Origin of the sequence: Sulfitobacter sp. SH24, from assembly GCF_965641895.1 — a bacterium.
GTDB classification, from domain to species: domain Bacteria; phylum Pseudomonadota; class Alphaproteobacteria; order Rhodobacterales; family Rhodobacteraceae; genus Sulfitobacter; species Sulfitobacter dubius.
The window spans coordinates 1,691,523-1,716,755 of sequence record NZ_OZ282575.1; the positions used below are offsets into that span (position 1 = coordinate 1,691,523).

Annotated in this window: 26 protein-coding genes and 1 tRNA gene; 17 read left to right on the forward strand and 10 right to left on the reverse strand. The window is 60.6% G+C overall.

What is annotated here, in order from left to right; genetic code table 11:
• Positions 1–48: 48 nt before the first annotated feature.
• Both ACSQ16_RS10915 and ACSQ16_RS10920 read right to left on the reverse strand, forming a co-directional pair.
• Positions 49–171 carry a hypothetical protein gene (locus ACSQ16_RS10915; RefSeq protein WP_269451603.1) on the reverse strand — a complete coding sequence of 41 codons (123 nt, stop codon included), beginning with the start codon at positions 169–171 and terminating at the stop codon, positions 49–51.
• 145 nt (positions 172–316) lie between these two features.
• Entirely contained in the window at positions 317–1,231 is a 915-nt protein-coding gene (locus ACSQ16_RS10920; RefSeq protein WP_243260569.1) for an MBL fold metallo-hydrolase, read from the reverse strand.
• Positions 1,232–1,275: 44 nt separating this feature from the next.
• Here ACSQ16_RS10920 and ACSQ16_RS10925 point away from each other — a divergent pair, with 44 nt between their 5' ends.
• Both ACSQ16_RS10925 and ACSQ16_RS10930 read left to right on the forward strand, forming a co-directional pair.
• Positions 1,276–2,598 carry an ATP-binding protein gene (locus tag ACSQ16_RS10925; RefSeq protein ID WP_243260567.1) on the forward strand — a complete coding sequence of 441 codons (1,323 nt, stop codon included), beginning with the start codon at positions 1,276–1,278 and terminating at the stop codon, positions 2,596–2,598.
• Between the two features lie 69 nt (positions 2,599–2,667).
• Positions 2,668–3,117 (forward strand): DUF4442 domain-containing protein, encoded by a 450-nt coding sequence (locus tag ACSQ16_RS10930; protein ID WP_243260565.1) that lies wholly within the window; start codon positions 2,668–2,670, stop codon positions 3,115–3,117.
• Positions 3,118–3,143: 26 nt separating this feature from the next.
• Here ACSQ16_RS10930 and ACSQ16_RS10935 read toward each other — a convergent pair.
• Positions 3,144–3,220: transfer RNA gene (locus ACSQ16_RS10935), tRNA-Ile, on the reverse strand.
• A 128-nt stretch (positions 3,221–3,348) separates the two neighbouring features.
• Here ACSQ16_RS10935 and purM point away from each other — a divergent pair.
• From purM to rnd, 3 genes are all read left to right on the forward strand, one after another.
• Complete coding sequence (gene purM, locus ACSQ16_RS10940) at positions 3,349–4,395, forward strand: phosphoribosylformylglycinamidine cyclo-ligase (RefSeq protein ID WP_435988488.1); 1,047 nt, start codon at positions 3,349–3,351, stop codon at positions 4,393–4,395.
• Entirely contained in the window at positions 4,392–4,988 is a 597-nt protein-coding gene (gene purN, locus ACSQ16_RS10945) for a phosphoribosylglycinamide formyltransferase (protein ID WP_243260563.1), read from the forward strand. Before purM ends, purN begins: the two co-directional genes overlap by 4 nt.
• Positions 4,989–5,068: 80 nt before the next feature.
• A complete protein-coding gene (gene rnd, locus ACSQ16_RS10950) occupies positions 5,069–6,226 on the forward strand; it encodes a ribonuclease D (RefSeq protein WP_243260562.1) in 1,158 nt (385 codons plus the stop codon).
• 56 nt (positions 6,227–6,282) lie between these two features.
• On the opposite strand, the gene ACSQ16_RS10955 is transcribed toward rnd, so the two are convergent.
• Positions 6,283–6,801, reverse strand: a complete 519-nt coding sequence (locus ACSQ16_RS10955; protein ID WP_243260561.1) for a hypothetical protein — start codon at positions 6,799–6,801, stop codon at positions 6,283–6,285.
• A gap of 126 nt (positions 6,802–6,927) precedes the next feature.
• Here ACSQ16_RS10955 and ACSQ16_RS10960 point away from each other — a divergent pair, with 126 nt between their 5' ends.
• On the forward strand, positions 6,928–7,338 hold the full coding sequence (locus tag ACSQ16_RS10960; RefSeq protein ID WP_243260559.1) for a SufE family protein: 411 nt from the start codon (positions 6,928–6,930) through the stop codon (positions 7,336–7,338).
• Positions 7,339–7,342: 4 nt separating this feature from the next.
• Here ACSQ16_RS10960 and ACSQ16_RS10965 read toward each other — a convergent pair whose 3' ends face one another.
• Positions 7,343–7,987: a DUF1638 domain-containing protein gene (locus tag ACSQ16_RS10965; protein WP_243260558.1), complete on the reverse strand. Its 645-nt coding sequence runs from the start codon at positions 7,985–7,987 to the stop codon at positions 7,343–7,345.
• A 50-nt stretch (positions 7,988–8,037) separates the two neighbouring features.
• The gene (locus tag ACSQ16_RS10970; protein WP_093926142.1) at positions 8,038–8,736 is read right to left on the reverse strand and encodes a corrinoid protein; all 699 of its coding nucleotides are present in this window, start codon (positions 8,734–8,736) and stop codon (positions 8,038–8,040) included.
• 201 nt (positions 8,737–8,937) lie between these two features.
• On the opposite strand from ACSQ16_RS10970, the gene ACSQ16_RS10975 reads away from it, so the two are divergent.
• Positions 8,938–10,014: a PA0069 family radical SAM protein gene (locus tag ACSQ16_RS10975; RefSeq protein WP_243260557.1), complete on the forward strand. Its 1,077-nt coding sequence runs from the start codon at positions 8,938–8,940 to the stop codon at positions 10,012–10,014.
• 3 nt (positions 10,015–10,017) lie between these two features.
• On the opposite strand, the gene bmt is transcribed toward ACSQ16_RS10975, so the two are convergent.
• Positions 10,018–11,031 carry a betaine--homocysteine S-methyltransferase gene (gene bmt / locus ACSQ16_RS10980; protein ID WP_243260555.1) on the reverse strand — a complete coding sequence of 338 codons (1,014 nt, stop codon included), beginning with the start codon at positions 11,029–11,031 and terminating at the stop codon, positions 10,018–10,020.
• A 134-nt stretch (positions 11,032–11,165) separates the two neighbouring features.
• Positions 11,166–11,483: a DUF1476 domain-containing protein gene (locus ACSQ16_RS10985; protein WP_243260553.1), complete on the reverse strand. Its 318-nt coding sequence runs from the start codon at positions 11,481–11,483 to the stop codon at positions 11,166–11,168.
• Positions 11,484–11,650: 167 nt separating this feature from the next.
• On the opposite strand from ACSQ16_RS10985, the gene purC reads away from it, so the two are divergent.
• From purC to ACSQ16_RS11010, 5 genes are read left to right on the forward strand one after another with little or no spacing between them, the layout of a single operon-like run.
• On the forward strand, positions 11,651–12,412 hold the full coding sequence (gene purC / locus ACSQ16_RS10990; RefSeq protein WP_067629081.1) for a phosphoribosylaminoimidazolesuccinocarboxamide synthase: 762 nt from the start codon (positions 11,651–11,653) through the stop codon (positions 12,410–12,412).
• A gap of 48 nt (positions 12,413–12,460) precedes the next feature.
• Positions 12,461–12,691, forward strand: coding sequence for a phosphoribosylformylglycinamidine synthase subunit PurS (gene purS, locus ACSQ16_RS10995; RefSeq protein WP_067629083.1), 231 nt, complete (start codon positions 12,461–12,463; stop codon positions 12,689–12,691).
• Positions 12,691–13,359, forward strand: coding sequence for a phosphoribosylformylglycinamidine synthase subunit PurQ (gene purQ / locus ACSQ16_RS11000; protein WP_243260552.1), 669 nt, complete (start codon positions 12,691–12,693; stop codon positions 13,357–13,359). Before purS ends, purQ begins: the two co-directional genes overlap by 1 nt.
• A 36-nt stretch (positions 13,360–13,395) precedes the next feature.
• Complete coding sequence (locus tag ACSQ16_RS11005; RefSeq protein ID WP_093927186.1) at positions 13,396–15,156, forward strand: sensor histidine kinase; 1,761 nt, start codon at positions 13,396–13,398, stop codon at positions 15,154–15,156.
• Positions 15,157–15,160: 4 nt separating this feature from the next.
• Complete coding sequence (locus ACSQ16_RS11010) at positions 15,161–16,495, forward strand: sigma-54-dependent transcriptional regulator (RefSeq protein WP_243260551.1); 1,335 nt, start codon at positions 15,161–15,163, stop codon at positions 16,493–16,495.
• A gap of 21 nt (positions 16,496–16,516) precedes the next feature.
• Here the strand turns inward: ACSQ16_RS11010 and ACSQ16_RS11015 are convergent, their stop codons facing one another.
• Positions 16,517–16,807: a hypothetical protein gene (locus ACSQ16_RS11015; protein WP_243260549.1), complete on the reverse strand. Its 291-nt coding sequence runs from the start codon at positions 16,805–16,807 to the stop codon at positions 16,517–16,519.
• A 549-nt stretch (positions 16,808–17,356) separates the two neighbouring features.
• Between ACSQ16_RS11015 and ACSQ16_RS11020 the strand changes: the two genes are divergently transcribed.
• Positions 17,357–20,248 carry an Rne/Rng family ribonuclease gene (locus ACSQ16_RS11020; RefSeq protein WP_243260548.1) on the forward strand — a complete coding sequence of 964 codons (2,892 nt, stop codon included), beginning with the start codon at positions 17,357–17,359 and terminating at the stop codon, positions 20,246–20,248.
• Positions 20,249–20,337: 89 nt separating this feature from the next.
• On the opposite strand, the gene ACSQ16_RS11025 is transcribed toward ACSQ16_RS11020, so the two are convergent.
• Positions 20,338–20,565, reverse strand: coding sequence for a sulfurtransferase TusA family protein (locus ACSQ16_RS11025; protein WP_093926150.1), 228 nt, complete (start codon positions 20,563–20,565; stop codon positions 20,338–20,340).
• Positions 20,566–20,656: 91 nt separating this feature from the next.
• On the opposite strand from ACSQ16_RS11025, the gene ACSQ16_RS11030 reads away from it, so the two are divergent.
• From ACSQ16_RS11030 to ACSQ16_RS11045, 4 genes are all read left to right on the forward strand, one after another.
• Positions 20,657–21,409, forward strand: a complete 753-nt coding sequence (locus ACSQ16_RS11030) for a cytochrome c biogenesis CcdA family protein (protein ID WP_243260547.1) — start codon at positions 20,657–20,659, stop codon at positions 21,407–21,409.
• A 54-nt stretch (positions 21,410–21,463) separates the two neighbouring features.
• Complete coding sequence (locus tag ACSQ16_RS11035) at positions 21,464–22,690, forward strand: hypothetical protein (RefSeq protein WP_243260545.1); 1,227 nt, start codon at positions 21,464–21,466, stop codon at positions 22,688–22,690.
• Entirely contained in the window at positions 22,687–24,039 is a 1,353-nt protein-coding gene (locus tag ACSQ16_RS11040; RefSeq protein WP_243260544.1) for a cytochrome P450, read from the forward strand. The genes ACSQ16_RS11035 and ACSQ16_RS11040 overlap by 4 nt, the downstream gene beginning before the upstream one ends.
• 70 nt (positions 24,040–24,109) lie before the next feature.
• The gene (locus tag ACSQ16_RS11045; protein ID WP_243260543.1) at positions 24,110–25,003 is read left to right on the forward strand and encodes a fructose bisphosphate aldolase; all 894 of its coding nucleotides are present in this window, start codon (positions 24,110–24,112) and stop codon (positions 25,001–25,003) included.
• Positions 25,004–25,233 lie beyond the last annotated feature (230 nt).

Sequence of the window (25,233 nt, forward strand, 5' to 3'; positions counted from 1 at the left end):
AAAGTTCCCCCCATCCACCGGCCCCATCCGGTGCGCGGGGAGCGCCGTTCAAAGACTGGCGTAGTCGGTGATCAGCGGCGTGGGGCGCTGCGGTGGTTGGGCCGAGGTGCCGTTCGGCTTCGGCGCGGGCTTCGGTTTTTGCGGTTGCGGCGTTCTGTCAAGTCGGGCCATCGGGTAGCTCCTTTGCTGCTCGCTGGGGTTTGATGTCTCTCACCCCCGCAACCAGCTTGGGCGCGGTTCGGGTCCATAAAGGGGCCAGATTGCGCCCAGAATGGGGCATTTGTTGCGATTTTGCGACGGAAAGGCCCGCATTCCCCTATGAGTTGAGAGTGAAATGCGCCTCTGCCTGCAAGGCGCCCTCTGGGGCCACGCGCCCCCGGCCGGTCAGATCGACCAGATGCGCCAGCACGTTTCGGGTGGCCGCGCCTAAGAGCGCGGCAGGCGTTTCGGTATAGATGGCGCGAGCGAGGTCCTCCGCCGTCGCGGGTCCGGCAGCCAGTGCGTCGAGGATCGACACCTCTCGCGCGCGACGATGCGCGACCAACCAGTCGAGTCGCGCGTTGGGTTCGCTCACCGGGGCGCCGTGACCGGGGTAGAACACCCGCCATTGCCGCGCGCCCAGCTTCTCGCAGGAGGACATGAAATCGGTCAAATCCCCATCAGGGGGCGAGACGAGCGAGGTCGCCCAGCCCATGACGTGATCCGCTGTCAGACAGGCATCCCCCCAAGCGAGGCTGACGTGATTGCCGATATGGCCCGGCGTGTGCAGCACCTCCAGCGCCCAGCCGTCCCCCTTCAGTACATCCCCATCGGCCAGTGTGTGATCGGGGCGAAACCCGTGGTCCACGCCTTCACCGCCGCCCATCAACCCCGCCTCGGCCAGCCCCTGCATCACCGCCGAACGGCCCGCCGTGGCCTCACCAAAGGCCCAGACCTCGGCCCCCGTGCGCGCGGCCAGCGGTCGGGCGAGCGGCGAGTGATCCAGATGCGTATGGGTCACGATGATATGGCTGATGCGCTGCCCGGGCTGGATCGCAGCGAGGATCGCTTCAAGATGTGCGGGGCTGTCGGGGCCGGGGTCGATCACTGCCACATCGGTCTCGCCCAACAAATAGGTATTCGTGCCGCGATAGGTCATCGGCGAAGGGTTGGGCGCCACGATACGGCGCAGCCCGGGCTCCAAGGTTTCGGCAAGGCCAATCTCGGGGTCGAAGTTGTCGGGCGGCAGCATGGTTTCACCTTTCGCTGGGGCAGGGGGCTGGCTAAGGTCTAGCCATGAATTTTGCCTGGCTCAAACGATATGTGCCGCGCGGCATCTACGGACGCGCCGCGTTGATCCTGCTGTTACCAGTGGTGTTTTTGCAATTGGTCGTCGTGGTGATTTTTGCTCAGCGGCATTTCGAAGGCGTCACCGGCCAGATGACCGACACGGTCCTGCGGGAGTTGGAACTGGTGATGCTCGCCGTTGGTACCGCGCCCGATGCGCAGTCGGTCCCAATGGCAGTAGAGGCACGCGCGGGCCCGCTAGATTTTGTGGTGACCCCCGCTAATCGCCCGCTGCCCGAAACGGATAGCCTGCTGTGGTACGATTATTCAGGCCGGGTGCTGATGCCGCGTATGAGAAACCGCATGGAGGGGATCAAGGCATTCGACCTCAGCGATGATGATTTTGTCGTGCTCTATGTCGAAAGCGTGCATGGTCCCCTGCGCATTCAGTTTGAACGGCGGCGGATCTCGGCCTCGAATCCGCATCAGCTTTTCGTCTATACGGTGTTCTTTGGGGTGCTCTTAAGCCTCATCGCCTCGATCTACCTGCGCAACCAACTGCGCCCGATCAAGCGCTTGGCCCGTGCGGCGGAGGCTTTTGGCCGGGGGCGGCATGAACCCTACACGCCTACCGGTGCCGTCGAAGTCCGCGCGGCGGGCAACGCCTTTGTCGATATGCGCGCCCGGATTGAGCGGCAGATTGAGCAACGAACCTTGATGCTCTCGGGGGTGAGCCACGATCTGCGCACGCCGCTGACCCGGATGCGACTTGGTCTGTCGATGATTGACGAAGAGGATGCCGCGCCGCTTTTGGCCGATGTGGATGACATGCAGCGGATGCTGGATGAGTTCCTAAACTTCGCCAAAGGGGCCGCCGAGGGCGAGCCGGAGAAGGTGGAGCCGCATGGATTTGTCCGGACAATCGTCGAAGACGCGCAGCGCGGGGGGCGCAGGGTGACGCTGCTGCCGCCCGAAGGCAGAGGCGATGGCGTGGTGAAACTGCGTAAAATGGCGATGCGTCGGGCGGTCGATAACCTGATTTCCAACGCCGTACGCTATGGCACGCAGGCCGAAGTCTCGGTCATGCTCAGCGACCGCACCCTGCGCATCCGCGTCGAAGACGATGGCCCCGGCATTCCCGAAGAACGCCGCGACGAGGCGACGCGCCCATTCTCACGGCTTGATCCTGCACGCAATCAGGACAAGGGCGGCGGCGTGGGCCTTGGTCTTGCTATCGCCACTGACATCGCCCGCGCCCATGGCGGGGTGCTTCGGCTTGGAGAATCAGAGCGGTTGGGCGGGCTGCGCGCGGATATCGTCATTGCACGGTGACCCGGCGGCATGATTGTGCCATGCGCGCGCCTTTGCCAGAGTGAACCAACATCAAAGCGGAGCGCAGCCATGACCCCCTATGACATGATCAAAGCCCATCTCGATTCGGCAGTGCCCTTCGCGGCCCATGTTGGAGTGAAATTACTCAAGATCGGCGATGGCACCGCCAGCGCCGAACTGGTGCAGCGGCATGAAACCTCGAACCATATCGGCACGCAGCACGCAGGGGCGATGTTCACGCTAGGAGAGGCGGCCTCGGGTGCCGCCATGGCCGGGGCGATTGCGCCGGTGATTATGGACATGCGCCCCGTGGCGGCCATGGGGCAGATCACATTCAAAAAGATCGCCGAAGGCATGCTGACGGCCCACGCTGAAACCTCGCGCCCCGGGGCCGAGCTGCTGACCGCGCTGCAAGAGGACGGAAAAGTCGCCTTTGACGTGGCGGTCGACATCCAGAATGAGGCGGGCGAGACGGTCGTTGAGATGCAGGTGAACTGGCATGTCAGCGCCAAACGCTGAGGTCTGCGCGAAAGGCGGGGGCGGTATGGTAGGCCCGGCAGGACTTGAACCCGCAACCAAAGCGTTATGAGCGCTCTGCTCTAACCAATTGAGCTACAGGCCCGCCATGGGCGTTTGGGTATGACGCCACAGGCCGAGCGTCAAGACATTAGCTGCACCAAATGATTGCAGTGGGCGGCGCAATACTCTAACTCCGCGCGCAAGGGAAAATGCGCGCCGGGGGCCATGACCATGACAAAATCTGACAACGGAATCACCTATGCCGAAGCAGGCGTGGATATTGACGCAGGCAATGCGCTTGTAGAGCGGATCAAACCGGCGGCGAAATCCACCGCGCGGCCCGGCGTTATGTCCGGCCTTGGCGGCTTTGGCGCGCTGTTCGATCTGAAGGGCGCAGGTTTCACCGATCCGGTGCTGGTTGCCGCGACTGACGGTGTGGGCACCAAGCTGCGCATCGCCATCGACACCGGCAATGTGGACAGCATCGGCATTGATCTGGTCGCCATGTGCGTCAACGATCTGGTCTGTCAGGGGGCCGAGCCGCTCTTCTTCCTCGACTACTTCGCCACCGGAAAGCTTGAGCTCGACAGTGCCGCGCGGATCATCGAAGGCATCGCCCAGGGCTGCGCCGATTCCGGTTGCGCCTTGATTGGCGGCGAGACCGCTGAAATGCCGGGCATCTATCACGCGGGCGATTTTGACCTCGCCGGTTTCTCGGTCGGCGCAATGGAGCGGGGGACGGAACTGCCGCGCGATGTGAAGGAGGGCGATGTGCTCTTGGGGCTGCCGAGTGACGGGGTGCACTCCAACGGCTACAGCCTCGTGCGCAAGATTGTCGAGCGTAGCGGTCTGGGCTGGGGCGACGATTGCCCATGGGGCGAAGGTGATTTAGGCAGTGCACTGCTGACACCCACGAAGCTCTACGTCAAAGGCGCCGTGGCGGCCCTGCGCGCCGATGCCGTGTCGGCGCTGGCGCATATCACCGGCGGCGGCCTGACCGAGAACCTGCCGCGCGTGTTGCCCGTTGGGTTGGCGGCCGAGATTGACCTCAACGCATGGGACTTGCCGTCGGTCTTCAAATGGCTGGCCGCCGAAGGGGGCATGGCCGAGGCCGAGATGCTCAAGACCTTTAACGCTGGGATTGGCATGGTTGCCGTCGTCTCTGCCGATAAGGTCGAGGCTGCGAAGGCCGCCTTTGCCGAGGATGGCCACGCCGCCATCGAAATCGGGCGTATCACGACAGGCAATGGCGTCACCTATTCCGGCGCTCTGCTTTGACCAAGCGGGTTGCGATTTTCGTCTCGGGCGGTGGCTCCAACATGCGGGCGCTGGTCGAGGATATGACCGGCGACCATGCAGGCCGTCCCTGTCTGGTGCTGTCCAACAACGCGGATGCGGGCGGAATCGCTTGGGCGCAGGAGCAGGGGATCGCGACCGAAGTGGTCGATCACCGCCCCTTCGGCAAGGATCGTCCGGCGTTTGAGGCGGCGCTCACTGCCGCGCTCGAAGCCCATGCGCCCGACATCATCTGCCTTGCCGGTTTTATGCGCAAATTGACCGAAGGGTTTACCGATGCTTGGGCCGGGCGGATGATCAACATCCACCCCTCGCTACTGCCAAAATACCGCGGGCTGCACACCCATGCCCGCGCGCTGGAGGCTGGCGATACCGAACACGGCTGCACCGTGCATGAGGTGACCGCCGCTTTGGACGATGGCCCCATCCTTGGGCAAGCGCGCATTCCGGTTCTGCCGGGCGACACGGCGGAGACTTTGGCCGAGCGCGTGCTGGTGCAGGAACACCGCCTTTACCCCGCCGTGCTGCGCCGCTTTGCCGCTGGTGAGCGGCAGCCAGTCATGCTCACGGGCTGACGCTGGTCAAACCTTCGTACGTGATGTACCTCTTGGCACAAAGCCCGATGACCGGGCATGCAACTTGTCAAAGAGCATTTATGAAAACCATCACCACGACAGCCGATCTCGCGCAATTCTGTGAAGAGGCGGCCCGCCATGATTATGTGACCGTCGACACCGAATTTCTGCGCGAACGCACCTACTATTCCAAGCTCTGCCTCGTTCAACTGGCCATGCCCGGCACCGACGACAGCAACGCGGTACTGGTCGATCCGCTGGCCGAAGGCATTTCGCTTGAACCGCTCTACACGCTCTTTCGCGACACGTCGGTGGTGAAGGTTTTCCACGCCGCGCGGCAAGACCTTGAGATTTTCTTTGTCGATGCCGAAGTTTTCCCTGAGCCGCTGTTCGACACCCAAGTGGCCGCGATGGTCTGCGGCTTTGGTGAACAGGTGGGCTATGAGACACTGGTCCGCAAGATCGCCCATCAGGCGCTGGATAAGACATCGCGCTTTACCGATTGGTCGCGCCGCCCGCTGACCGAAGCACAGAAAACTTATGCGCTGGCCGACGTCACTCACCTGCGCCAGATTTACGAGTTTCTGGCCGGTAAGCTTGAGCAGACAGGCCGCGCACGTTGGGTTGCTGAAGAGCTCGAAACATTGCTCAGCCCCGATACCTATGTGACCCAACCGCAGGATGCGTGGAAACGTGTCAAAACCCGGACCAATTCGCCGAAGTTCTTGGCGATCGTACGGGAACTGGCTGCATTCCGTGAGGACTATGCCCGCACCCGCAATATCCCGCGCAACCGGGTGTTTAAGGATGACGCGCTGGTCGAATTGGCCAGCCTCAAGCCTTCGAACGGAGAAGAGTTGAACCGCGCCCGTCTGCTGCTCCGCGAGGCCCGCAAGGGTGAAATCGCCGAGGGCATCTTGAAAGCCGTGGCCGCAGGCGTCGCTTGCAAAGCCGCCGACATGCCTCAGCCTGACCGAAAGCGCGAGAAGCTGCAGGTGAACCCGGCGCTGGCCGATCTTTTGCGTGTGCTGCTTAAAGCCAAGACCGAAAGCGCGGGCGTCGCGGCCAAGCTGATCGCTTCGGCCAGTGATTTAGACATGCTTTCGGCCGGGGAGCGCGATGTGCAAGCGCTGCGCGGCTGGCGGCACGAAGTCTTTGGCGCCGATGCATTGCTGCTTTGCGAGGGCAAAATCGCCTTGGCGGCAGACGGCAATGACGTGAAAACCGTAAAGGTCTGAAACGCAAAGAGCCGCCCGATCAGGGGCGGCTCAACTCGGCAAGGCGCGGTGGAATCTCAGCGGCGCGACACCAATGTGTTCAGCTGCCCTTGAACGCGAATTTCACGCACACCGATCAGATCTTCGTCAGTCAGACGCCGCCCGGCGATAACTTCGCGAGTGGGTTGGCTGCCTTGGCGTGTCGCTTTGTCGGGGCGGATCCCTTCCAATCGATAAGTCAAAACACCGTCGACGGGCAATTCATCAACCGTTGCGGGGGTCAGACGTACCGCATAGATACCCTGCCGCGTGGCCAGCCCCGTGGCGCGCAGAATCGCACCACCCGGCACAGGCTCAATCGTCAGGTCGGTGATCTGCTCAAAGGGACGCCCCTCATAAGTCTCGGCCTCAACTGCGCGTCTGGCAAAAAGACCACGGCGTTGCGGGATCAGTGGGTTCGTGCTCTCCGCCGGTGCAGCCTCAACCGAGCGGGCGGGCCCGAACCAATTCATCGGGTTGATACGGCTGTCACGCACCGTGCCGCAGGCGGATACCAAGAGGGTCGAGGCCAAAAGAGCGAGGGTTGTCTTGCGCATAAGATCCGCCGTTAAGTTAACTTGTCTTGTGCTAACCCATCACGCAGGTCTTGGGAAGGGGGTGGACCTTTGCGCATCGGCATCCTACCTGTCAAACAGTGAAATTCACCCAAAGAGAGTGCACAGATGGCCACGCCCGCCTTTGAAGAACTGGTCGAAGATTTCGAGTTTTTGGAAGACTGGGAAGATCGTTATCGTCATGTGATCGACCTTGGCAAAGCGATGGACCCGCTGCCCGAACCACTGCGCGTGCCCGCGACCAAGGTCGATGGCTGCGCCTCTCAGGTCTGGCTCCATGCGCAGTTCGAGGGCGGTAAGTTGCATTTTGACGGTGCGAGCGACGCGATGATCGTGTCCGGGCTGATCGCGGTATTGCGTATACTGTTCAACGGCTTGGCGCCTGCTGAAGTTGGCAAAGTCGACGCAAAAGCGGAGTTGGGGCGGCTGGGGTTGAACGACCACCTTTCGGCGCAACGCTCCAACGGGCTGCGGGCGATGATTGAGCGCATCCGCGAAACGGCTGCACAAGAAGCGTGAAGGTTTACAGGTCGCGCAGAGCGGTCTGTAGATCTCCATAGCCCGTAAATCGCCGCTCGAACGTAAGGCCGAGCCGCGCGGCGCAATCTCGCGCCTTTTGGGTCAGCGCCGGGTCATCGGTCTGCGCCTGATAGACGAGTTTTTCGTAATTACCGAAATACATATCGCGTAACTCTGGATGCCGGTCGAGGCCCATGGGCTTGACGATGAACGCCTCAAACTGCCGCACCAGAAAATCGGTGAGGTAGAAGGTGGTGATCTCATCTTCCGAGGTTTTGGCGAAGCTCTCGTTGCCTTGAAAAAAGCTGTAGCAATGCGGCCCGGCCACCATCTGCACGCCCATCTCTTCACAAGCCCGCTCCAGCCCGCCGCCCGTGCCGCAATCTGCGTAGACGACAAAGAAATCGTCATAGTCCGCACGGTGTTTGGCGACCGTGTCGCACACCGCTTGGGTGATCTTTTCCGGGTAGAGGTGATATTTCGCGGGCAGGCAGGTGAGATCCAGATGGCTCCAGCCGTTCGCAGCCTTCAGATCCAAAATCTCACGGGCCAGCGCGCCACAGGCGATAAGCAGAATGCGGCCCGCGCGGGTGGGCGCGAGCCCCTCTTGGGTGAGGGTCCGATCATCTGGCAGATTGCTGTCGCTCATAGCGTCATCATCGCATGTCATCGACACCAACGCAAAGCAGGGACGGCCGCTCAGGCGTTGGCGGAGTTGTGTTTCCGGCCCATCCAGTCTTTGGCCGTTTCCACTGCCACGGCAGCATCGCGGCAATAGGCGTCAGCCCCGATGGCCTTGCCGAACTCTTCGTTCAGCGGCGCGCCACCGACCAGCACGATATAGTCATCGCGCTTGCCCTGTTCGATCAATGTGTCGATCACGACCTTCATATAGGGCATGGTCGTGGTGAGCAGGGCAGACATGCCAAGGATGTCGGCTTTTTCCGCTTCCAATGCTTCGAGATAGGCTTCGACCGCGTTGTTGATCCCAAGGTCTACGACCTCGAAACCCGCGCCTTCCATCATCATCCCGACGAGGTTTTTGCCGATGTCGTGAATGTCGCCTTTGACGGTGCCGATCACCATCTTGCCCACACGCGGCGCGCCGGTTTCAGCAAGCAGCGGCTTGAGGATCGCCATGCCGCCCTTCATCGCATTGGCGGCCAGCAAGACTTCGGGCACAAAAAGGATACCATCGCGGAAATCCGCGCCCACGATGGTCATCCCGCCGACCAGCGCTTTGGTCAGAACCTCATAGGGTTCCCAACCGCGATCGAGCAAGATTTGCACCCCTTCCTCGATCTCTTCCTTGAGACCGTCATAGAGGTCATCGAACATCTGCTGGACCAGTTCTTCGTCGTCCAACTCGGCCAGGATGATATCGTCTTCTTCCGACATGGTGTTTCCTTCTGCTGGGCGTGCAGGTGCATGACACTTGGGCCCTTGTCTCACGGAATGTTAGCGCCGGGGTCGCGGTTTGCGACATCGGCCGCGCCTTGCGCGACGCCTTGGGGACAAACTACTGCTTTTTGCGGTGTAAGGACAAGGGTTTGCACAAGGTTACTTGTCGATGTTCGCGCAATGTTCTAACCTTCTTTCATGGATAGGGAAGACCAGCGATTCCGCGTGCTTGGCCGCGCGGCAGCCAGCAATGACGCGGGCCGGTTTGAGCGTCATACCCGCGTGGCCGAAGATGATGATTGGGCACGCGAAGAGGTGCTTCCGGTGCTGCGAACCAGCACAAGCATCGAAGTGCCGCGCCGGGTGATTACCTACAACCGCTCGCCGGATTTGCCTTTTGATCGGTCGATCAACCCTTATCGCGGCTGCGAACATGGCTGCGTTTACTGTTTCGCGCGGCCCAGCCATGCCTACCTCGGCCTGTCTCCGGGCTTGGATTTCGAGACCCAGCTGATCGCCCGGCCCGAAGCGCCGCAGGTACTGGCGCGGGAGCTGCGGGCGAAACGTTATCAGGTCGCGCCCATCGCCATCGGCACTAACACCGATCCGTACCAGCCCATCGAAAAAACCCATGGCATCATGCGGGACTGTCTTGAGGTGCTGTCTGAATTCAATCACCCGGTGGCGATTGTCACTAAGGGCAGTCTGATCGAACGCGACATCGACATTCTGGGCGATATGGCCGAGCGCGGATTGGCGACGGTTGGCATTTCGGTGACCACGCTGGACGCAAAGCTCAGCCGTTTGATGGAGCCCCGCGCGCCCGCACCGCAGCGGCGGTTGCAGGTGATCCGAAAGCTGTCGGAGGCGGGGATCCCGGTGCGGATCATGGCGTCCCCAATGGTTCCGGCGCTGACCGATCCGGAGTTAGAGGCGATCCTGACCGCAGGGCGCGATGCCGGGGCGCGGCATGCCAGTTGGATCATGCTGCGCCTGCCGCGTGAGGTATCGCCGCTGGTGCAAGAATGGCTCGCCACCCATTATCCCGACCGGGCCGAGCGGATCATGGCGCGGCTGCGCGATATGCATGGGGGCAAGGAATACGACGCGGGCTGGCATAAACGCATGCGGGGCGAGGGGCCCTATGCGCAGATGGTGGCGCAGCGCTTTGATCTGGCAGTCAAACGTCTGGGGCTGACCCGCGCGGGCGTGCCACTGCGCTGCGATCTGTTTCGACCGCCCTCCGAAAAGGGCGATCAATTGAGCTTGTTCTGAGGCTTAGCCCCGACGGCGGCCGCGGCGCGGTGCGCGCACCGGGCCTTGCCCGTCGGTGCCGTCGCTTTCGGACGAGAAATCACCGATCTCTTCGCGGATCTGCTCAAGCGTCGGGGCCGGGCCTTTTTCCGTGCTGTCGAGCGCTTCGCGCATCGCAACCAGATGTTCGGGAAGGGTGCCGCAGCAGCCGCCGATGATGCTGGCACCGGCGTCGCGCGCCATGGTCGCATAACGTGCCATCAACTCAGGCGTGCCGTCGTAATGGATGTGGCCTTCGACGTATTTTGGGATGCCCGCATTGCCCTTGGAGATAATCGGCAGCGTGCCGTTCTTTGCGGCGAAGCCGAGCACAGTGCGTAGCAAGTCAGACGCACCTGTGCCGCAGTTGGCACCATAGGCCAGCGGCGTGTTGTCCAGCCCATGCACCATATCGACCATCCCTTCGGAGGTCAGGCCCATCATTGTGCGGCCCGCGGTGTCGAAGCTCATCGTGCCGCACCACGGCAGGCCCGCCAGCGCGAAGCCTTCGGCAGCGGCGCGGTATTCTTCGGGGGCGCTGATCGTTTCCAGCCAGCCGATGTCGGCACCGCCAGCCTTGAGACCATCGGCGGTCTCATGGAACATCTCAACGGCGAGGGAGTGGGTCAGGGTGCCCACCGGCTCCATAATCTCACCCGTAGGGCCGACAGAGCCCGCGACGATGACTTTCCGCTCAGCGGTATCGGCCACCTCACGCGCCAGTTCGGCAGAAACACGGCTCAACTCATGCACCCGCTTTTCAGCACCGTGCAGTTTAAGCCGTGAGGCATTGGCCCCAAAAGAGTTTGTCAGGAACAGATCGCTGCCCGAATCCACTGCAAACCGGTAAAGCTTGATGATCTTCTTCGGCTCGTCAGTGTTCCACATCTCAGGCGCGTCGCCCGACATCAGCCCCATGTTGAACAGATTGGTGCCCGTGGCCCCATCCGCGAGCAATGTGCCCTTTTCAGCGAGAAGATCGGTGAATGCGTTGCTCATGGGGGCTCCTGTAGGGTCTGGGAATTTCGCCTGATGTCATGATGGGTTCATGGGGGCAATCTCATAATATTCATCTTCATTATGAGGGCAGGCGGGTAGAGTGCACCCCGGCGCGTGGCCGGGGTGAGAGGGAGTTAGCTGGATTCGCTCAGAAGCTGCGCTTTGGCCTCGGCCATGAGGGTCTGCATCTTGGCGCGGATCGTCGTTTCATCAGCGCGGTCGCCCAAGTCGCCAGAGACTTTGCGGTAAACATCTTCGTCGCCCGCCTCTTCGAAGTCGGATTTGACGACTTCTTTGGCATAGTCGTCAGCGTCGCTACCCGATTTGCCTAAAAGTTCAGCAGCCCAGAGGCCCAACAGTTTGTTTCGGCGCGCCTCGGCGCGGAATTGCATCTCTGCATCGTGGGCGAACTTGCTTTCAAAGGCATTTGCACGGTCGTCGAACTTGCTCATAGCGGGTCTCCGATTGCTGGTGTTACCCTATTCATATGCGGTCGCCCCCGCCTTCCCACAAGTGGCGCGTCAAAGGTGACGGGCCATGCTTGCAGCAGCGGGGTGGTTGCACTAAGAGAAGCGCAAGCGGCGGGGATGTTCCCGGCCCCCTGTTGGAAAGGATGTTCATGGCCCGGCGCAACAAGATCTACGAAGGCAAGGCAAAGATCCTCTATGAAGGTCCTGAGCCCGGCACCATCGTGCAATATTTCAAAGACGATGCGACGGCCTTTAACGCCGAGAAGAAAGCCACGATCGAGGGCAAGGGCGTGTTGAACAACCGCCTGTCCGAGTTCTTTATGACCGGGCTGAACAACATCGGCGTGCCGACGCATTTCATCAAACGCCTGAACATGCGCGAGCAGCTCGTGCGGCAGGTTGAGATCATCCCGCTGGAAGTGATCGTGCGCAACTATGCTGCAGGCTCCATGTCCAAGCGTCTTGGCATCGAAGAAGGCACGCAACTGCCGCGCCCGATTGTCGAGTATTGCTATAAAGACGACGCGCTTGGTGATCCGCTGGTCACCGAAGAGCATATCGCCGCCTTTGGCTGGGCCACCCAGCAAGACATGGACGATATCCTGAGCCTCGCGCTGCGGGTCAATGACTTCATGTCGGGCGTGATGATGGCCGTCGGCATCAAGCTGGTGGACTTCAAAATCGAGATTGGCCGCGTTTACGATGGTGACTTCCAGCGTCTGATCGTCGCCGATGAGATCAGCCCCGACAGCTGCCGCCTGTGGGACATCGAGACGGGCCAGAAGCTCGATAAAGACGTGTTCCGCCGGGATCTGGGCTCGCTCACCGATGCCTATACCGAAGTGGCCAAACGTCTCGGCGTCATGCCCAAGAACAATGCGCCGGTGTCCAAGCCGACGTTGATCAACTAACGCGGCTTCGCCGTTCAATTTGCAGATGTTACAAAGGGGTGTCGCGCCATGAAAGCACGGGTGCATGTGATGCTGAAGAACGGGGTTCTCGACCCTCAGGGCGAAGCTGTCCGCCACGCGCTCGGAGCCTTGGGCTTTGACGGGGTGAACGGCGTGCGTCAGGGCAAGGTGATCGAGCTTGACCTCGCCGAGGGCACGACCGAGGCCGATGTGACCGCCATGTGCGAAAAGCTCTTGGCCAATACGGTGATCGAATCCTATTCGGTGGAGCTGGCCTGATGCACGCAGCGGTAGTTGTCTTTCCCGGGTCCAATTGCGACCGCGACCTTGCCGTGGCTTTCGAAGCAGCAGGCGCCAAGGTTTCCATGGTCTGGCACAAGGACAGCGAACTGCCGCAAGGCGTTGATATCGTGGGTATCCCCGGCGGGTTCTCCTATGGGGACTACCTGCGCTGCGGGGCCATTGCCGCGAATTCGCCGATCTGCCGCTCTGTGGCGGCTCATGCCAATCGCGGCGGTTATGTGCTGGGCATCTGCAACGGCTTTCAGGTGCTGACCGAAACCGGTCTGCTGCCGGGTGCACTGCTGCGCAATGCGGGGCTGAAGTACATCTGCAAGACTGTCGGCCTCAAGGTTGAGACCACGGCGAGCGATTACACCTCTGGCTACGACGCCGGTCAGGTCATCAACATTCCGATCGCGCACCATGACGGCAACTACTTTGCCGATGATGAGACGATTGGGAAACTGCGCGGCGAAGATCGTGTGGCGTTCAGCTATGCCGAGAACCCGAATGGTGCACGCGATGATATTGCCGGAATCCTGTCGGAAAACCGCCGTGTGCTGGGCATGATGCCGCATCCTGAGCGGGCGGCGGAAGCAGCCCATGGAAATACGGATGGGGCGGCGCTCTTCCGCGCATTGACTGGCGCATTGCAGACTGCTTGACTTGAGTGCATCGCGCGTAAGGCGTAAGTTGCCATGATGAGCGATGCATCCCGTCCTGAGCGCAGCAGTATAGCCGTATCCTGGCGGGTGCGGTTTGCTATTGCAGCGTTGCTGGTTTTGGCCGTGGTGACGATTTCGATCACCAACAAGCTGCTGACTGATCGCTTTACCGAGAGCACCCGCAACCGCGCGGAACTGCGTATCGCGCTCTACAGTGGCAACTTACTGGCCGAACTGCGCCAGAACGCGATTGTACCACAGCTTCTGGCGCGCGATCCCACGTTAATCGGCGCGCTGCAAACGGCAGATTATTCGCTTTCCACGCAGCGGCTTATCTCTTTTGTTGAGGAAATCGGCGCGGCGTCTTTGATGTTGTATGACATTGACGGGCGTACGGTGGCCGCGACCGACCGCAACCGGCTTGGATCAGCGCATAAGTCAGAGCCCTATTTCGTTGATGCCATCCGTTCCAACGCGACGATCTTCTCGACCATCGCGCGTGAGCAAGGCGGGTATCGGTTTCTTTATTCGCGCCGGATGCAATCGGGCGGCGAAACGCTGGGCGTGATAGCGGTTGAGGTTGATCTGCAAAAGTTCGAGCGTGCTTGGGCCGGGATTTCCGATGCGGTGATCGTCATGGACAGCACTGGCCAGATCATCCTCGCCACTGAACCGCGCTGGCGCGGGCTGACCGAACCCGAAGCGCTGGCCAACCACACGCCGCAAAGCGCGATTGAGCGTGCCATCCAGGCCACGACGGATTGGACAGCATTACCCCCCGATGCCTATCTGCAAGGCGAAGCGGTGATGCGGCTGGAAAACCGGATTCCCTTTCGCGGTTGGCGGATGAGCAGTTACACCACCTATGCGTCTGTCCGCGAAAAGGTGAATGGCGTCTTGGCGCTAGAGGTCATGGGTTTTGCGATACTTCTGGCCTTAGCATTCTATTTCCTTAGTCGCCGGACGGCGGGCCGTTTGGCGATCTTTCAGCGGGAATCGGCCAAGCTTCGGGCGCTGAACTTGGCGTTACAGCGTGAAATCGCCGAGCGGAAGCGCGTGCAACAGACCCTCGCCGTGGCTGAGCAAACGCTTGAGCAGTCGTCAAAACTGGCCGCCTTGGGCGAAATGTCGGCTGCCGTGAGCCATGAGTTGAACCAACCCCTAGCCGCGATGAAGACCTATCTGGCAGGCGCACGTCTGCTGCTTAATCGGAACCGGCAGGAAGAGGCGCTGTCTTCGTTCGGCCGCATTGATGACCTGATCGAGCGGATGGGCGCGATCACCCGGCAGCTGAAATCCTATGCCCGCAAGGGGCAGGAGGCGTTCTCTCCTGTCGATATGGGGGCGGCGCTGGCATCATCGTTGTCGATGATGGAGCCACAGCTGCGCCAGCGGCAGGTCCAGATCAGCCGTATTCTTCCCGATAACCCGGTACTTGTAATGGGAGACCGTATGCGGATCGAGCAAGTTATGGTAAACTTGCTAAGAAACGCATTAGACGCAACAAAATCGGAACGAAACCCGCAGGTAGACATTATACTATCAGCGGGGGAGACGGCGACATTGACCGTGCGCGATAATGGCCCGGGGATTGAGGACCTAGACGCGCTGTTCGAACCTTTCTACACGACCAAGCAGCCCGGCGATGGTGTTGGGCTGGGTCTTGCTATTTCCTCGGGGATCGTAAACGACCTCGGAGGACGGCTGACAGCGCGCAACGGACAGAACGGCGGTGCTGTATTTGAAATGCAACTGCCTATATTGGCAGACGAAACGAAGATAGAAGCGGCGGAGTGAACGCATGGCTCAGGCAATGAAAATCGCGATTGTAGATGACGAACAGGACATGCGGCAGTCCATTAGCCAGTGGTTGGCCTTATCGGGCTATGACACTGAAACCTTCGGCAGCGCCGAAGATGCGCTAAAGACGCTCGGCCCGGATTATCCGGGCATCGTCATCTCCGACATCAAAATGCCGGGCATGGATGGGATGCAGTTCCTGAAAAAACTGATGGGCAGCGACTCGGCCCTGCCGGTTATCATGATTACTGGCCACGGCGATGTGCCGATGGCGGTTGAGGCGATGCGCGTGGGTGCGTTCGACTTCCTTGAAAAACCCTTCAACCCCGACCGGATGAGCGAACTGGCCAAGAAGGCCACGAATGCGCGCCGTCTGGTGATGGACAACCGCGCCCTGCGGCGCGAGCTGTCGGACGGCGGCCAACTGATGAAGAAGTTGATCGGCCAGTCCCCCGTGATGGAACGGCTGCGCGAGGATATCCTCGATCTGGGGCAGGCCGACGGGCATGTGCTGATCGATGGTGAAACCGGCACGGGGAAGACGCTTGTGGCACACGCGCTTCACGCTGTTGGCAGCCGCGCAGGTAAGAAATTTGTGCTTGTCTCCTGTGGTGCGCTGGAAGAAGACGCGCTGGCAAAGCGCCTTTTCGGCCCGATGCAGCCTGAAGACGCGCAATTGCCCGCCATTGAAGAGGCGCGTGGTGGGACGTTGGTGTTGGAAGACATCGAGGCACTCACAGAAAGCCTTCAGGCCCGGCTGTTGAGCGCGATCAATGAACAGGGCACTCCAGCAGAGACGCGGATCGTCGCGATCTCGAACCTACAAGAAGCGGGCCGGACATCAGAGGACGCGTTGCGCTCTGATTTGTTCTACCGGTTGGCCGCGTTGCGCATCACGGTGCCACCGCTGCGCCAGCGGGGCGAAGACATCCTGACGCTTTTCACTCGTCTAAGCGACCAATTCGCCGATGAATACGGCTGCGACGCACCGCAGGTTTCGGCGCAAGAGGCTGCACAGCTGTTGCAAGCTCCGTGGCCCGGAAATGTGCGTCAGTTGATCAATGTGGCTGAACGCGCGGTGCTGCAATCTCGCCGCGGATCGGGCACCATCGCGTCCTTGTTGATGAGCGATCATGATGAGATGCAGCCGGTGATGACCACCGAGGGCAAACCGCTAAAGGAATACGTTGAAGCCTTTGAACGCATGTTGATCGACAATACGATGCGCCGTCACAAAGGCTCTATCGCCAGCGTGATGGACGAACTTTGCCTGCCGCGCCGGACATTGAATGAGAAGATGGCAAAATACGGATTGCAGCGGTCAGACTACCTCTGACCGCGATTGGGACAGCGCGGCTTAACCGCTGCGCTGCTCTGCAATCTCGATGGCTTTGCCGCTTGGATCGGTGATGCACGACCAGCTTGCGCCACCGGGCACATTCACCACATAGCGGTAAAGTTCGACCACAGGACGCGTGGTGTTGATTGCCACGCCCGCCGCGCCCGTTTGCTGGCCTACTGCTGCCAGACAGCTTTTCTGACCGCGCAGGTCGGCCAACGCCGCCGGATCATCGGCCACGGCGATTTCGTCACAGGCGGCGAGGCCAAAAAGCGTAAGGCAAATTGCCGGGCTGAGTATTTTTTGCATAGAATGCGGTCCTTCAAGGCTGGGTGCCGCAGCCTGTGACCGGGCAATACTTTTGCGTCGCGCAGGGTAACCGTGCCGACAGTCTGAATGTTTCCAAGCGCATGCGGCTTGTCAACCGAGCGGAGATAAACCGCATTTGACTGTTGCTCATTCGATTGCCCATTGTCTTTCACCCCTTAAAGCTCTTAACTAGTCCGATAAGTCCCGTAACGCCCGACAGGCGTATGAAGACTTTTGACAGTTTCGCTGCTGCGTCACTCCGAGACCGGGGGGCAGGCAGACCGATTGGGCCGGAAACGGCCGAAGAACCGCTGATATTCGCGAGGGTTAGCCCAGACGAAGCACAGCTAATTAATGGATGGGAGAGGCGCAAAGGCCCTCGCATCGGAGAAGAACCGCGATGACGCGCGCAGATGCTCAGAGCAGACAGACCGGGGCCATTCGTGGCCCTGCTGTTGCCGCGTCCTCCATCGCCCTGACAAGTCACACCTCCCAGCCCGATGCCCCGCCAGGGGCCTTCCGTGCGCGGGTGCTGTGCATAATGGATCTATGTCTAAGAAAATGCTTATCGATGCCACCCACGCCGAGGAAACTCGCGTTGTGGTCGTGGACGGAAACAAGGTCGAAGAATTCGATTTTGAATCAGAGAACAAACGCCAGCTTGCCGGCAATATTTATCTAGCCAAAGTTACACGGGTCGAACCGTCGCTTCAGGCGGCCTTTGTAGATTATGGCGGCAACCGTCATGGCTTCCTCGCTTTCTCGGAAATTCACCCCGATTATTACCAGATTCCCGTGGCCGACCGTCAGGCGCTGCTGGAAGAAGAACGCGCCTATGCCGAAGCGCAGGCGGCCAAGGACGACGAGGACGAAAAGCCCAAGCGGACCCGCTCGCGGTCGCGCAGCCGGTCGAAAAGCCAAGCCGCAGAAACCACCAGCGACGACGCCGTCGCTACGGTCGAGGTTTCTGACGACAGCAGCGACCAGATCGCTGGGATGGAGACGGTCGACCTCGACAGCGAAGAGGGCAGCTCGCCCATGGAGCGGGTCGCCGAGACACCGGTAGAAGGGCCGGAGGCTAACGGCGACGAACGCGATACATCGCTGGCAACGGAGTCTGCGGAAAGTGACGCGGACGACTCTCATGCTGACGAAGCCAATGGCGACGACGACAAGGGCAGCGATGCCACGGCGAAGGACGATTCCATCGAATCCGTCGCCGACGAGGACGACAGCGAAGACATCCGCCCAGTCCGCAAACCGCGCCCGCGTCGGTACAAAATCCAAGAAGTGATCAAGGTTCGCCAGATCCTTCTGGTGCAGGTGGTTAAAGAAGAGCGTGGCAACAAAGGTGCGGCGCTGACCACATACCTCAGCCTTGCGGGCCGTTACTGCGTCTTGATGCCCAACACCGCCCGTGGTGGTGGCATCTCCCGCAAGATCACCAATGTTGCAGACCGCAAGAAGTTGAAGGAAATCGCGACCGAGATCGAGGTGCCGAAAGGTGCCGGCCTCATCGTGCGCACCGCAGGCGCGAAACGCACCAAGGCCGAGATCAAGCGCGATTACGAATACCTCCAGCGCCTCTGGGAGCAGATCCGCGAGCTGACGCTGAAGTCCATCGCGCCCGCCAAGATCTACGAGGAAGGCGACCTAATCAAACGTTCGATCCGCGACCTCTATAACCGCGAGATTGACGAGATTCACGTTGAGGGCGAGCGCGGCTACCGCATTGCCAAGGACTTCATGAAAATGATCATGCCGTCCCACGCCAAAAACGTGAAGCTCTACAACGAAAGCCTGCCGCTCTTTGCGCGCTATCAGGTGGAAAGCTACCTGTCGGGCATGTTCAACCCCACGGTGCAACTGCCCTCGGGTGGCTATATCGTGATCGGCGTGACAGAAGCGCTGGTGGCCATCGACGTGAACTCGGGCCGGGCGACCAAAGAAGGCTCGATCGAGCAGACGGCGACCAAGACCAACCTTGAGGCCGCCGCCGAAGTGGCACGTCAGTTGCGTTTACGTGACCTTGCGGGCCTCATCGTGATCGATTTCATCGACATGGACGAGCGCAAGAACAACGCCGCCGTCGAAAAGATGATGAAAGACAAGCTCAAGACCGACCGTGCGCGCATTCAGGTGGGCCGCATCTCGGGCTTTGGCCTGATGGAAATGTCGCGCCAACGTCTGCGTCCGGGCATGATCGAGGCGACGACCCAGCCGTGCCACGCCTGCCACGGCACCGGTCTGGTGCGCTCTGACGACAACCTCGCCCTGTCGATTATCCGCCAGATCGAAGAAGAGGGCACTCGCCGCCGTTCGCGCGAAGTGCTGGTGCGTGCGCCCGTGGGCATCGCCAACTTCCTGATGAACCAAAAGCGTGAGCATATCGCCAATATCGAAATGCGCTACGGCATGTCGGTGCGGATCGAAGGCGACCCGTCCTTGGTGAGCCCCGATTTCCACATCGAGAAGTTCAAGACCGCCACCCGCACCGTGCCGCCCGTGTCAGATCACGTTGTGTCGGTCGATACATCGCTGATGGATCAGATTGACGAAGACGAGAGCACCGCAGAGGCCGAAGTGGAAGAGGCACCTGCCGCACAGGAGGCTGCCCAGTCCGAGAACGGAAACGGGAATGGCAACGGCAATGGTGAAGAGGGCGAGGGCAAATCCAAACGCCGCCGCCGCCGTCGTCGCAGCCGGGGTGGCCGGGGCCGCAATGGCAATGGCGATCATCAAAATGGTGCCGACGATCAGAACGGCGGTCAGCAGCAGGAAGAGGCGAAGCCGGACGAAGGCGACAAGGCCCAGCCGGTAGAAGCTCAGGCGTCGCAGACCGAAAGCGATGATGCGCCTGCCGCCGAGGAAAAGCCCAAGCCGAAGACGCGCAGCCGGTCGCGCAAGCCGAAAGCTGAAGTGGCCCCCGAAGCGGAACCAGCACCTGAGGCGCTTGCCGCAGCCGAAGGCGAAGAGCCAAAGGTCACTGCAGAGGCCGAGGTTGAAGACACACCGAAGCCCAAGGCCAAACGCAGCCGTGGCAGTCGCGCCAAGAAGCCCAAGGCTGAGGTCGAGGCCGCGGAAGGCACCGTAACGGCAGACGCTGTGGCGACAGAGGAAGAGGCCGCACCGGCGCCGAAACCCAAGCGCCGCAGCCGTGCCAAGGCGAAACTGGTCGAACCGGTAGCCGAAGCCACGCCTGATGCATTGGCTGAAGCTTTGCCAAGTGACGCGCCAATCACGACACCGTCGCCGGAAACGGCAACGCCTGTCGCTGAAGAACCGCAGTCTGCACCTCAACCCGAGCCAGCACCGCAGCCCGTAGCTGCTGAGGTTCCGGCAGCGGAGGCCGCGCCTGAACCTGTTGCGGAACAGGTCGAGGAACAACCTGCCGAAAGAACCAAGCCGAAACGTAAGGGCTGGTGGTCGCTGGGCAGCTAAACCACGGCACTTGAACAGAAACGGCGGGCCTCAGGGCCCGCCGTTTTCGTTTTGATCATGTGAAAGGTAACGACAGCGCCTGCGCGGTCTCAGCCGCCTTTGGTAATGACGTAAAGCTCCGCCGCACCTTCCGTCCGGGTTTCGGTCAACTCATGCCCGGCCTCAATGCAAAAATGCGGCACGTCGATCACAGCGGCCGGATCATCGGCATGCATATGGAGTTGATCGCCCGGCGCCAAAGCGGCCAGTCGCTTGCGTGCTTTCAACACGGGCAGGGGGCAGAGCAGCCCCGTGGCATCTAGTTTTTCGATCTTCATAGGATCAGTTAATCCAAGAGTTTCTCAAGGTCCACGATCTTGTGACAATATGACAGGTGACGCCGGAGCGCTCTCGGTCTAGGAGTCAGTCATGTTTGAAATCAGCCTCCTCGACGCCGGGCTTTTGCCCGCCATGACAATCGCCCTGATCGCCGGGATTTTCAGTTTCCTGTCACCCTGCGTTTTGCCCATTGTGCCGCCCTATCTGGCCTATATGGGGGGCGTGTCGATCAACGACATGTCCAGCCAATCCAGCGCCAGGCGGCGCGCGGTCGTGGCGGCGTTGTTCTTTGTGCTGGGGCTGAGCACGGTGTTCATCCTTCTGGGCTTCACCGCCTCGGCGTTCGGGATGTTCTTTCTACAGAATCAGGCGCTCTTTGCCAAAATCTCAGGCGTGGTCATCATCGTCTTTGGCCTGCATTTTGTGGGTCTGTTCCGCATCCCGTTCCTCGATCAAGAGGCGCGTTTGGACGCGGGCGACAAGGGTGGCTCCAGTTTCGGTGCCTATGTTCTGGGGCTGGCCTTCGCCTTTGGCTGGACGCCCTGTATTGGCCCGCAGCTCGGCGCGATCCTGTCGCTGGCGGCGAGCGAGGCTTCCGTATCACGCGGCACGCTTTTGTTGGGCGTCTATGCGGCGGGGCTGGGCATTCCTTTCCTGCTGGCGGCTATGTTCATCACCCGCGCCATGACGCTGATGAACCGGATTAAACCGCATATGAAGCTCATTGAACGGATCATGGGCGGGCTGCTGGTTCTGGTGGGTCTGGCGCTGGTGACCGGGGCGTTCACGACCTTTTCTTTCTGGCTGCTAGAGACCTTCCCGATCCTCGCCACCGTGGGATAAAGCCTTATTCTTGCCCCGAATTGCGGCTAGACTGTGCCGGACAAGGGGTTGAACATGAGCGACAGCAAAGCAGGGCAGGTCAAGACACGCCGGGTGTTCTACATTCCCGGCTACGATCCGATTCACCCGCGCCGCTACCGTGAGCTTTACCGCAAGGAGAGCGCGGCGCAGGCCGCGATTTCGGGCTATGAGATTGCGCTGGAACCAAAAGCGGGCAAGGGCAATTACGGCTGGCGCGTTAACGCTGGGATCGACGGTCATCAGGTGACCTCTCAGGTCGAAGTGCTGGTCTGGTCCGACATCGTGCGCGAAAGCATGAGCAATTCGATCCCCGCGACCTATTGGCAATTGCTGCGCACCGCTTGGGTCTACATCGGCTCGGGCGCGCTTTGGCGGTTGATGCGGCTGCGCAAGGGGCCAGTGATTGCGGCGCTTTATCCGGTGGGAATGCTAATCTTGCAGGCGTTGCTGGCGCTGGCGATTGGCCTGCTGACATATCGCCTTCTCGGAGTGATAAGCGACCATTGGGCGGCGCGGCTGGCTTTTGCGGCTATCGGCGTGGGTTTGGGCATCGCTTTGCTTCGCTGGTTCAAGAAGAAAGACGGCAAATTCTTCGCCTATTACCTCATGCATGACTATGCCTATTCCGCCGCCACGCGGGGTGCGAACCCGCCGGAGTTGGAAGCCCGCATGGAGATGTTTGGCCACGACATCGCCGCCGCCTTGGCCGAGGACGTTGACGAGGTGCTGGTTGTCGGACATTCCTCTGGCGCACATCTGGGGGTTTCGGTACTGGCAGACCTGATCCGCGCGGGCAGGGTGCCCGGGCAGGGACCTGCTTTGGGGTTTCTCTCGCTAGGGCAGGTGGTGCCGATGGTGTCCTTTCTGCCGCGCGCCGACCGGTTGCGCGCCGACTTGCGCTATCTCTCAACCCGCGATGAACTTACGTGGGTCGATGTCACCGCGCCCGGCGATGGCTGCGCCTTTGCGCTCTGCGATCCGGTGTCGGTTTCTGGCGTCGCCCCCGACGGGAAACGCTGGCCACTGGTCTTTTCCGCCGCCTTCACCCAAACGCTAAGCCCCGCGCTCTGGAAGGCGTTGCGCTGGCGGTTCTTCCGGCTGCATTTCCAGTATCTCTGTGCCTTCGACCGGCCGCGCGACTATGACTATTTCCAAATCACTGCAGGGCCGCAGACCTTGGCCGCGCGATATGATGGGCGCCCGGCCTCCAAATCTCGTATTGACCACGCGGTCAGCAAATACACTTCTGTCGCCGCATGAACCTGCCCCCGAAGCCTCCCGCGCGCCCTGATCGTGTGTCACTCTGGCGCTATGCCAAGCTGTTTCGCGCCGACATCCTCTCGGCCCAGCCCGCCCGGCTTTACCGGGCGTGGATGGCGGAGTTTAAAACGCCGTTTTTCCGCAGCTACTTGATGAACCAGCCCGAACTGGTGAAAACGGTACTGAAGGACCGGCCCGATGATTTCCCCAAGTCCGACCGGATCGGTGAAGGGCTGCGCCCGCTTTTGGGCAACTCCGTCTTCCTGACCAATGGCGAGACATGGAAACGCCAACGCCGCATCATCGATCCGGCGTTCGAAGGGGGCCGCCTGCGCGAAACCTTTCCTGCCATGTGGGACGCGGCAGAAGCCGCCGCCGTGCGGCTCGACGGACAAGTGGGGCAGGTGGTCGAGATCGAGGCCGAAACCAGCCATGCCGCCGCCGATGTAATCTTTCGCACGCTGTTTTCGCTGCCAATTGAACACGAAGTCGCCCGCGCGGTCTTTGACGAGTTTCGCAACTACCAACGCAGTCAGCCGATCCTGAACCTTGGTGCGCTCTTGCCGCTGCCACGTTGGATGCCGCGCCTGTTTCGCAAAGACACCCGCGCCAGCGCCGCGCGGATCAGGGCGTTGATTACCGAGTTGACCCAAGAACGGATGCAGCAAATCAAGGCGGGCACCGCGCCTGACGATCTTGCCACCAAAATCATGACACAGGCAGACCCCGAAACGAGGGCGCGGTTTGACACCGAGGAGATGGTCGATCAGGTCGCGATCTTCTTCCTCGCGGGCCATGAGACAAGCGCCTCTGCATTGGCTTGGGCGCTTTATCTGATGGCCACGCACCCCGAATGGCAAGAGCGGCTGGCCGAGGAGGCACAGGCGCTGGAGACCTGCGATTTCTCGGTGATGTCCAAGCTCAAACTCAGCCGCGATGTCTTTCGCGAGACGCTGCGCCTATACCCGCCTGTGCCGATGATGGTGCGCGAGAACAGCTGCCCTGAACGCTTTCGGGATCGGGATGTGAAGAAGGGGGCGCAACTGGTGCTCAGCCCGTGGCATCTGCATCGGCACGAACGGCTCTGGGACAATCCCGACGGTTTTGACCCGACCCGCTGGCAGACCGAGAACGGCAAGCAATGCCAGCGCGAGGCCTTCATTCCATTCTCAGCCGGGCCGCGGGTCTGTACAGGGGCCGGGTTCGCGATGGTCGAAGGGCCACTGATCTTGTCGCGCATCCTGCGCGACTTCCGCGTAACGGCGCAGCCCGACCGTGTGCCCGTGCCTGTCGCACATTTGACCGTCCGTTCAGATAAGGGTATTTGGTTAGCGCTATCAAAGCGCTAGCCTTCTATCATCGGCTTTGCGTTTCGATTAGAAACGCTGCAAACGGAATCAACAATAGGACGTGGGTGACATGGGCTACGACAAGGCGCAACTTGAGCAAATGAACAGCGGCAAGGGCTTCATCGCGGCGCTCGATCAATCGGGTGGCTCTACCCCCAAGGCGCTAAGCCTCTATGGCGTGGAACCGTCGGATTACAACGGCGACGAAGAAATGTTCAAAGCCGTCCACGACATGCGCGCGCGGATCATTCTGGCCGAGGATTTCACCTCTGACAAAGTGATTGGCGCGATCCTTTTTGAGCGCACGATGGATGACACGATCAACGGCAAACCCGTCGCGCAGTTGCTCTGGGAAGACCGGGGCGTGGTGCCTTTCCTGAAGATCGACAAGGGGTTAGAGGAAACCAACAACGGCGTGCAGATGATGAAGCCGATTATGGAGATCGACGACCTGCTGGCCCGCGCGGTGAAACATGGCATCTTCGGCACCAAGGAACGCTCGGTCATTCACGAGGCCAATGAAAACGGCATCGCCGCCGTGGTTGCACAGCAGTTCGAACTGGCGAAACAGGTCTGTGCGGCGGGCTTGGTACCGATCATCGAGCCTGAGGTGAACATCAAGTCCGACAGCAAAGCCGAGGCTGAAGAGATCCTCCGCGACGAGATCGAGAAGCGCCTAAACGCGCTCCCTGAGGGCGAGATGGTGATGCTGAAACTGACAATCCCCGAGAGAGCCGGCCTTTACGACGAGCTGGCGGGTCACGCTAACGTTCTGCGCGTTGTGGCGCTGTCGGGTGGGTATTCCACGGCAGAGGCCTGCGAACGGTTGGGCAAGAACCGCACCATGATCGCCAGCTTCTCGCGCGCTTTGACTGAAGGGTTGAACGTCAAGATGACAGATGCAGAGTTCAACGAGGCGCTTGGGCAGAACATCGAGAAGATTTACCAAGCGTCAATCTGCTGAAACGGAATTTTTTGAAAATTCCGAGGCCGTTTTCTTTAAAAGAAAACGGCTACGCAATCCGCCGGATGGGTTCTCTATTGCAAAATATGATGACCTGTCCGGCGTTCTCAACCGCTTGGAAACCCCGACGTTTCAATTCGTTTTCAAATTCTTGGCGTCCGACAAACTTCTCAATATCCCGCGCTTTACGTCTAATAACCTGTCCGCGGATTGCCGCCTTAGAGGCGAAT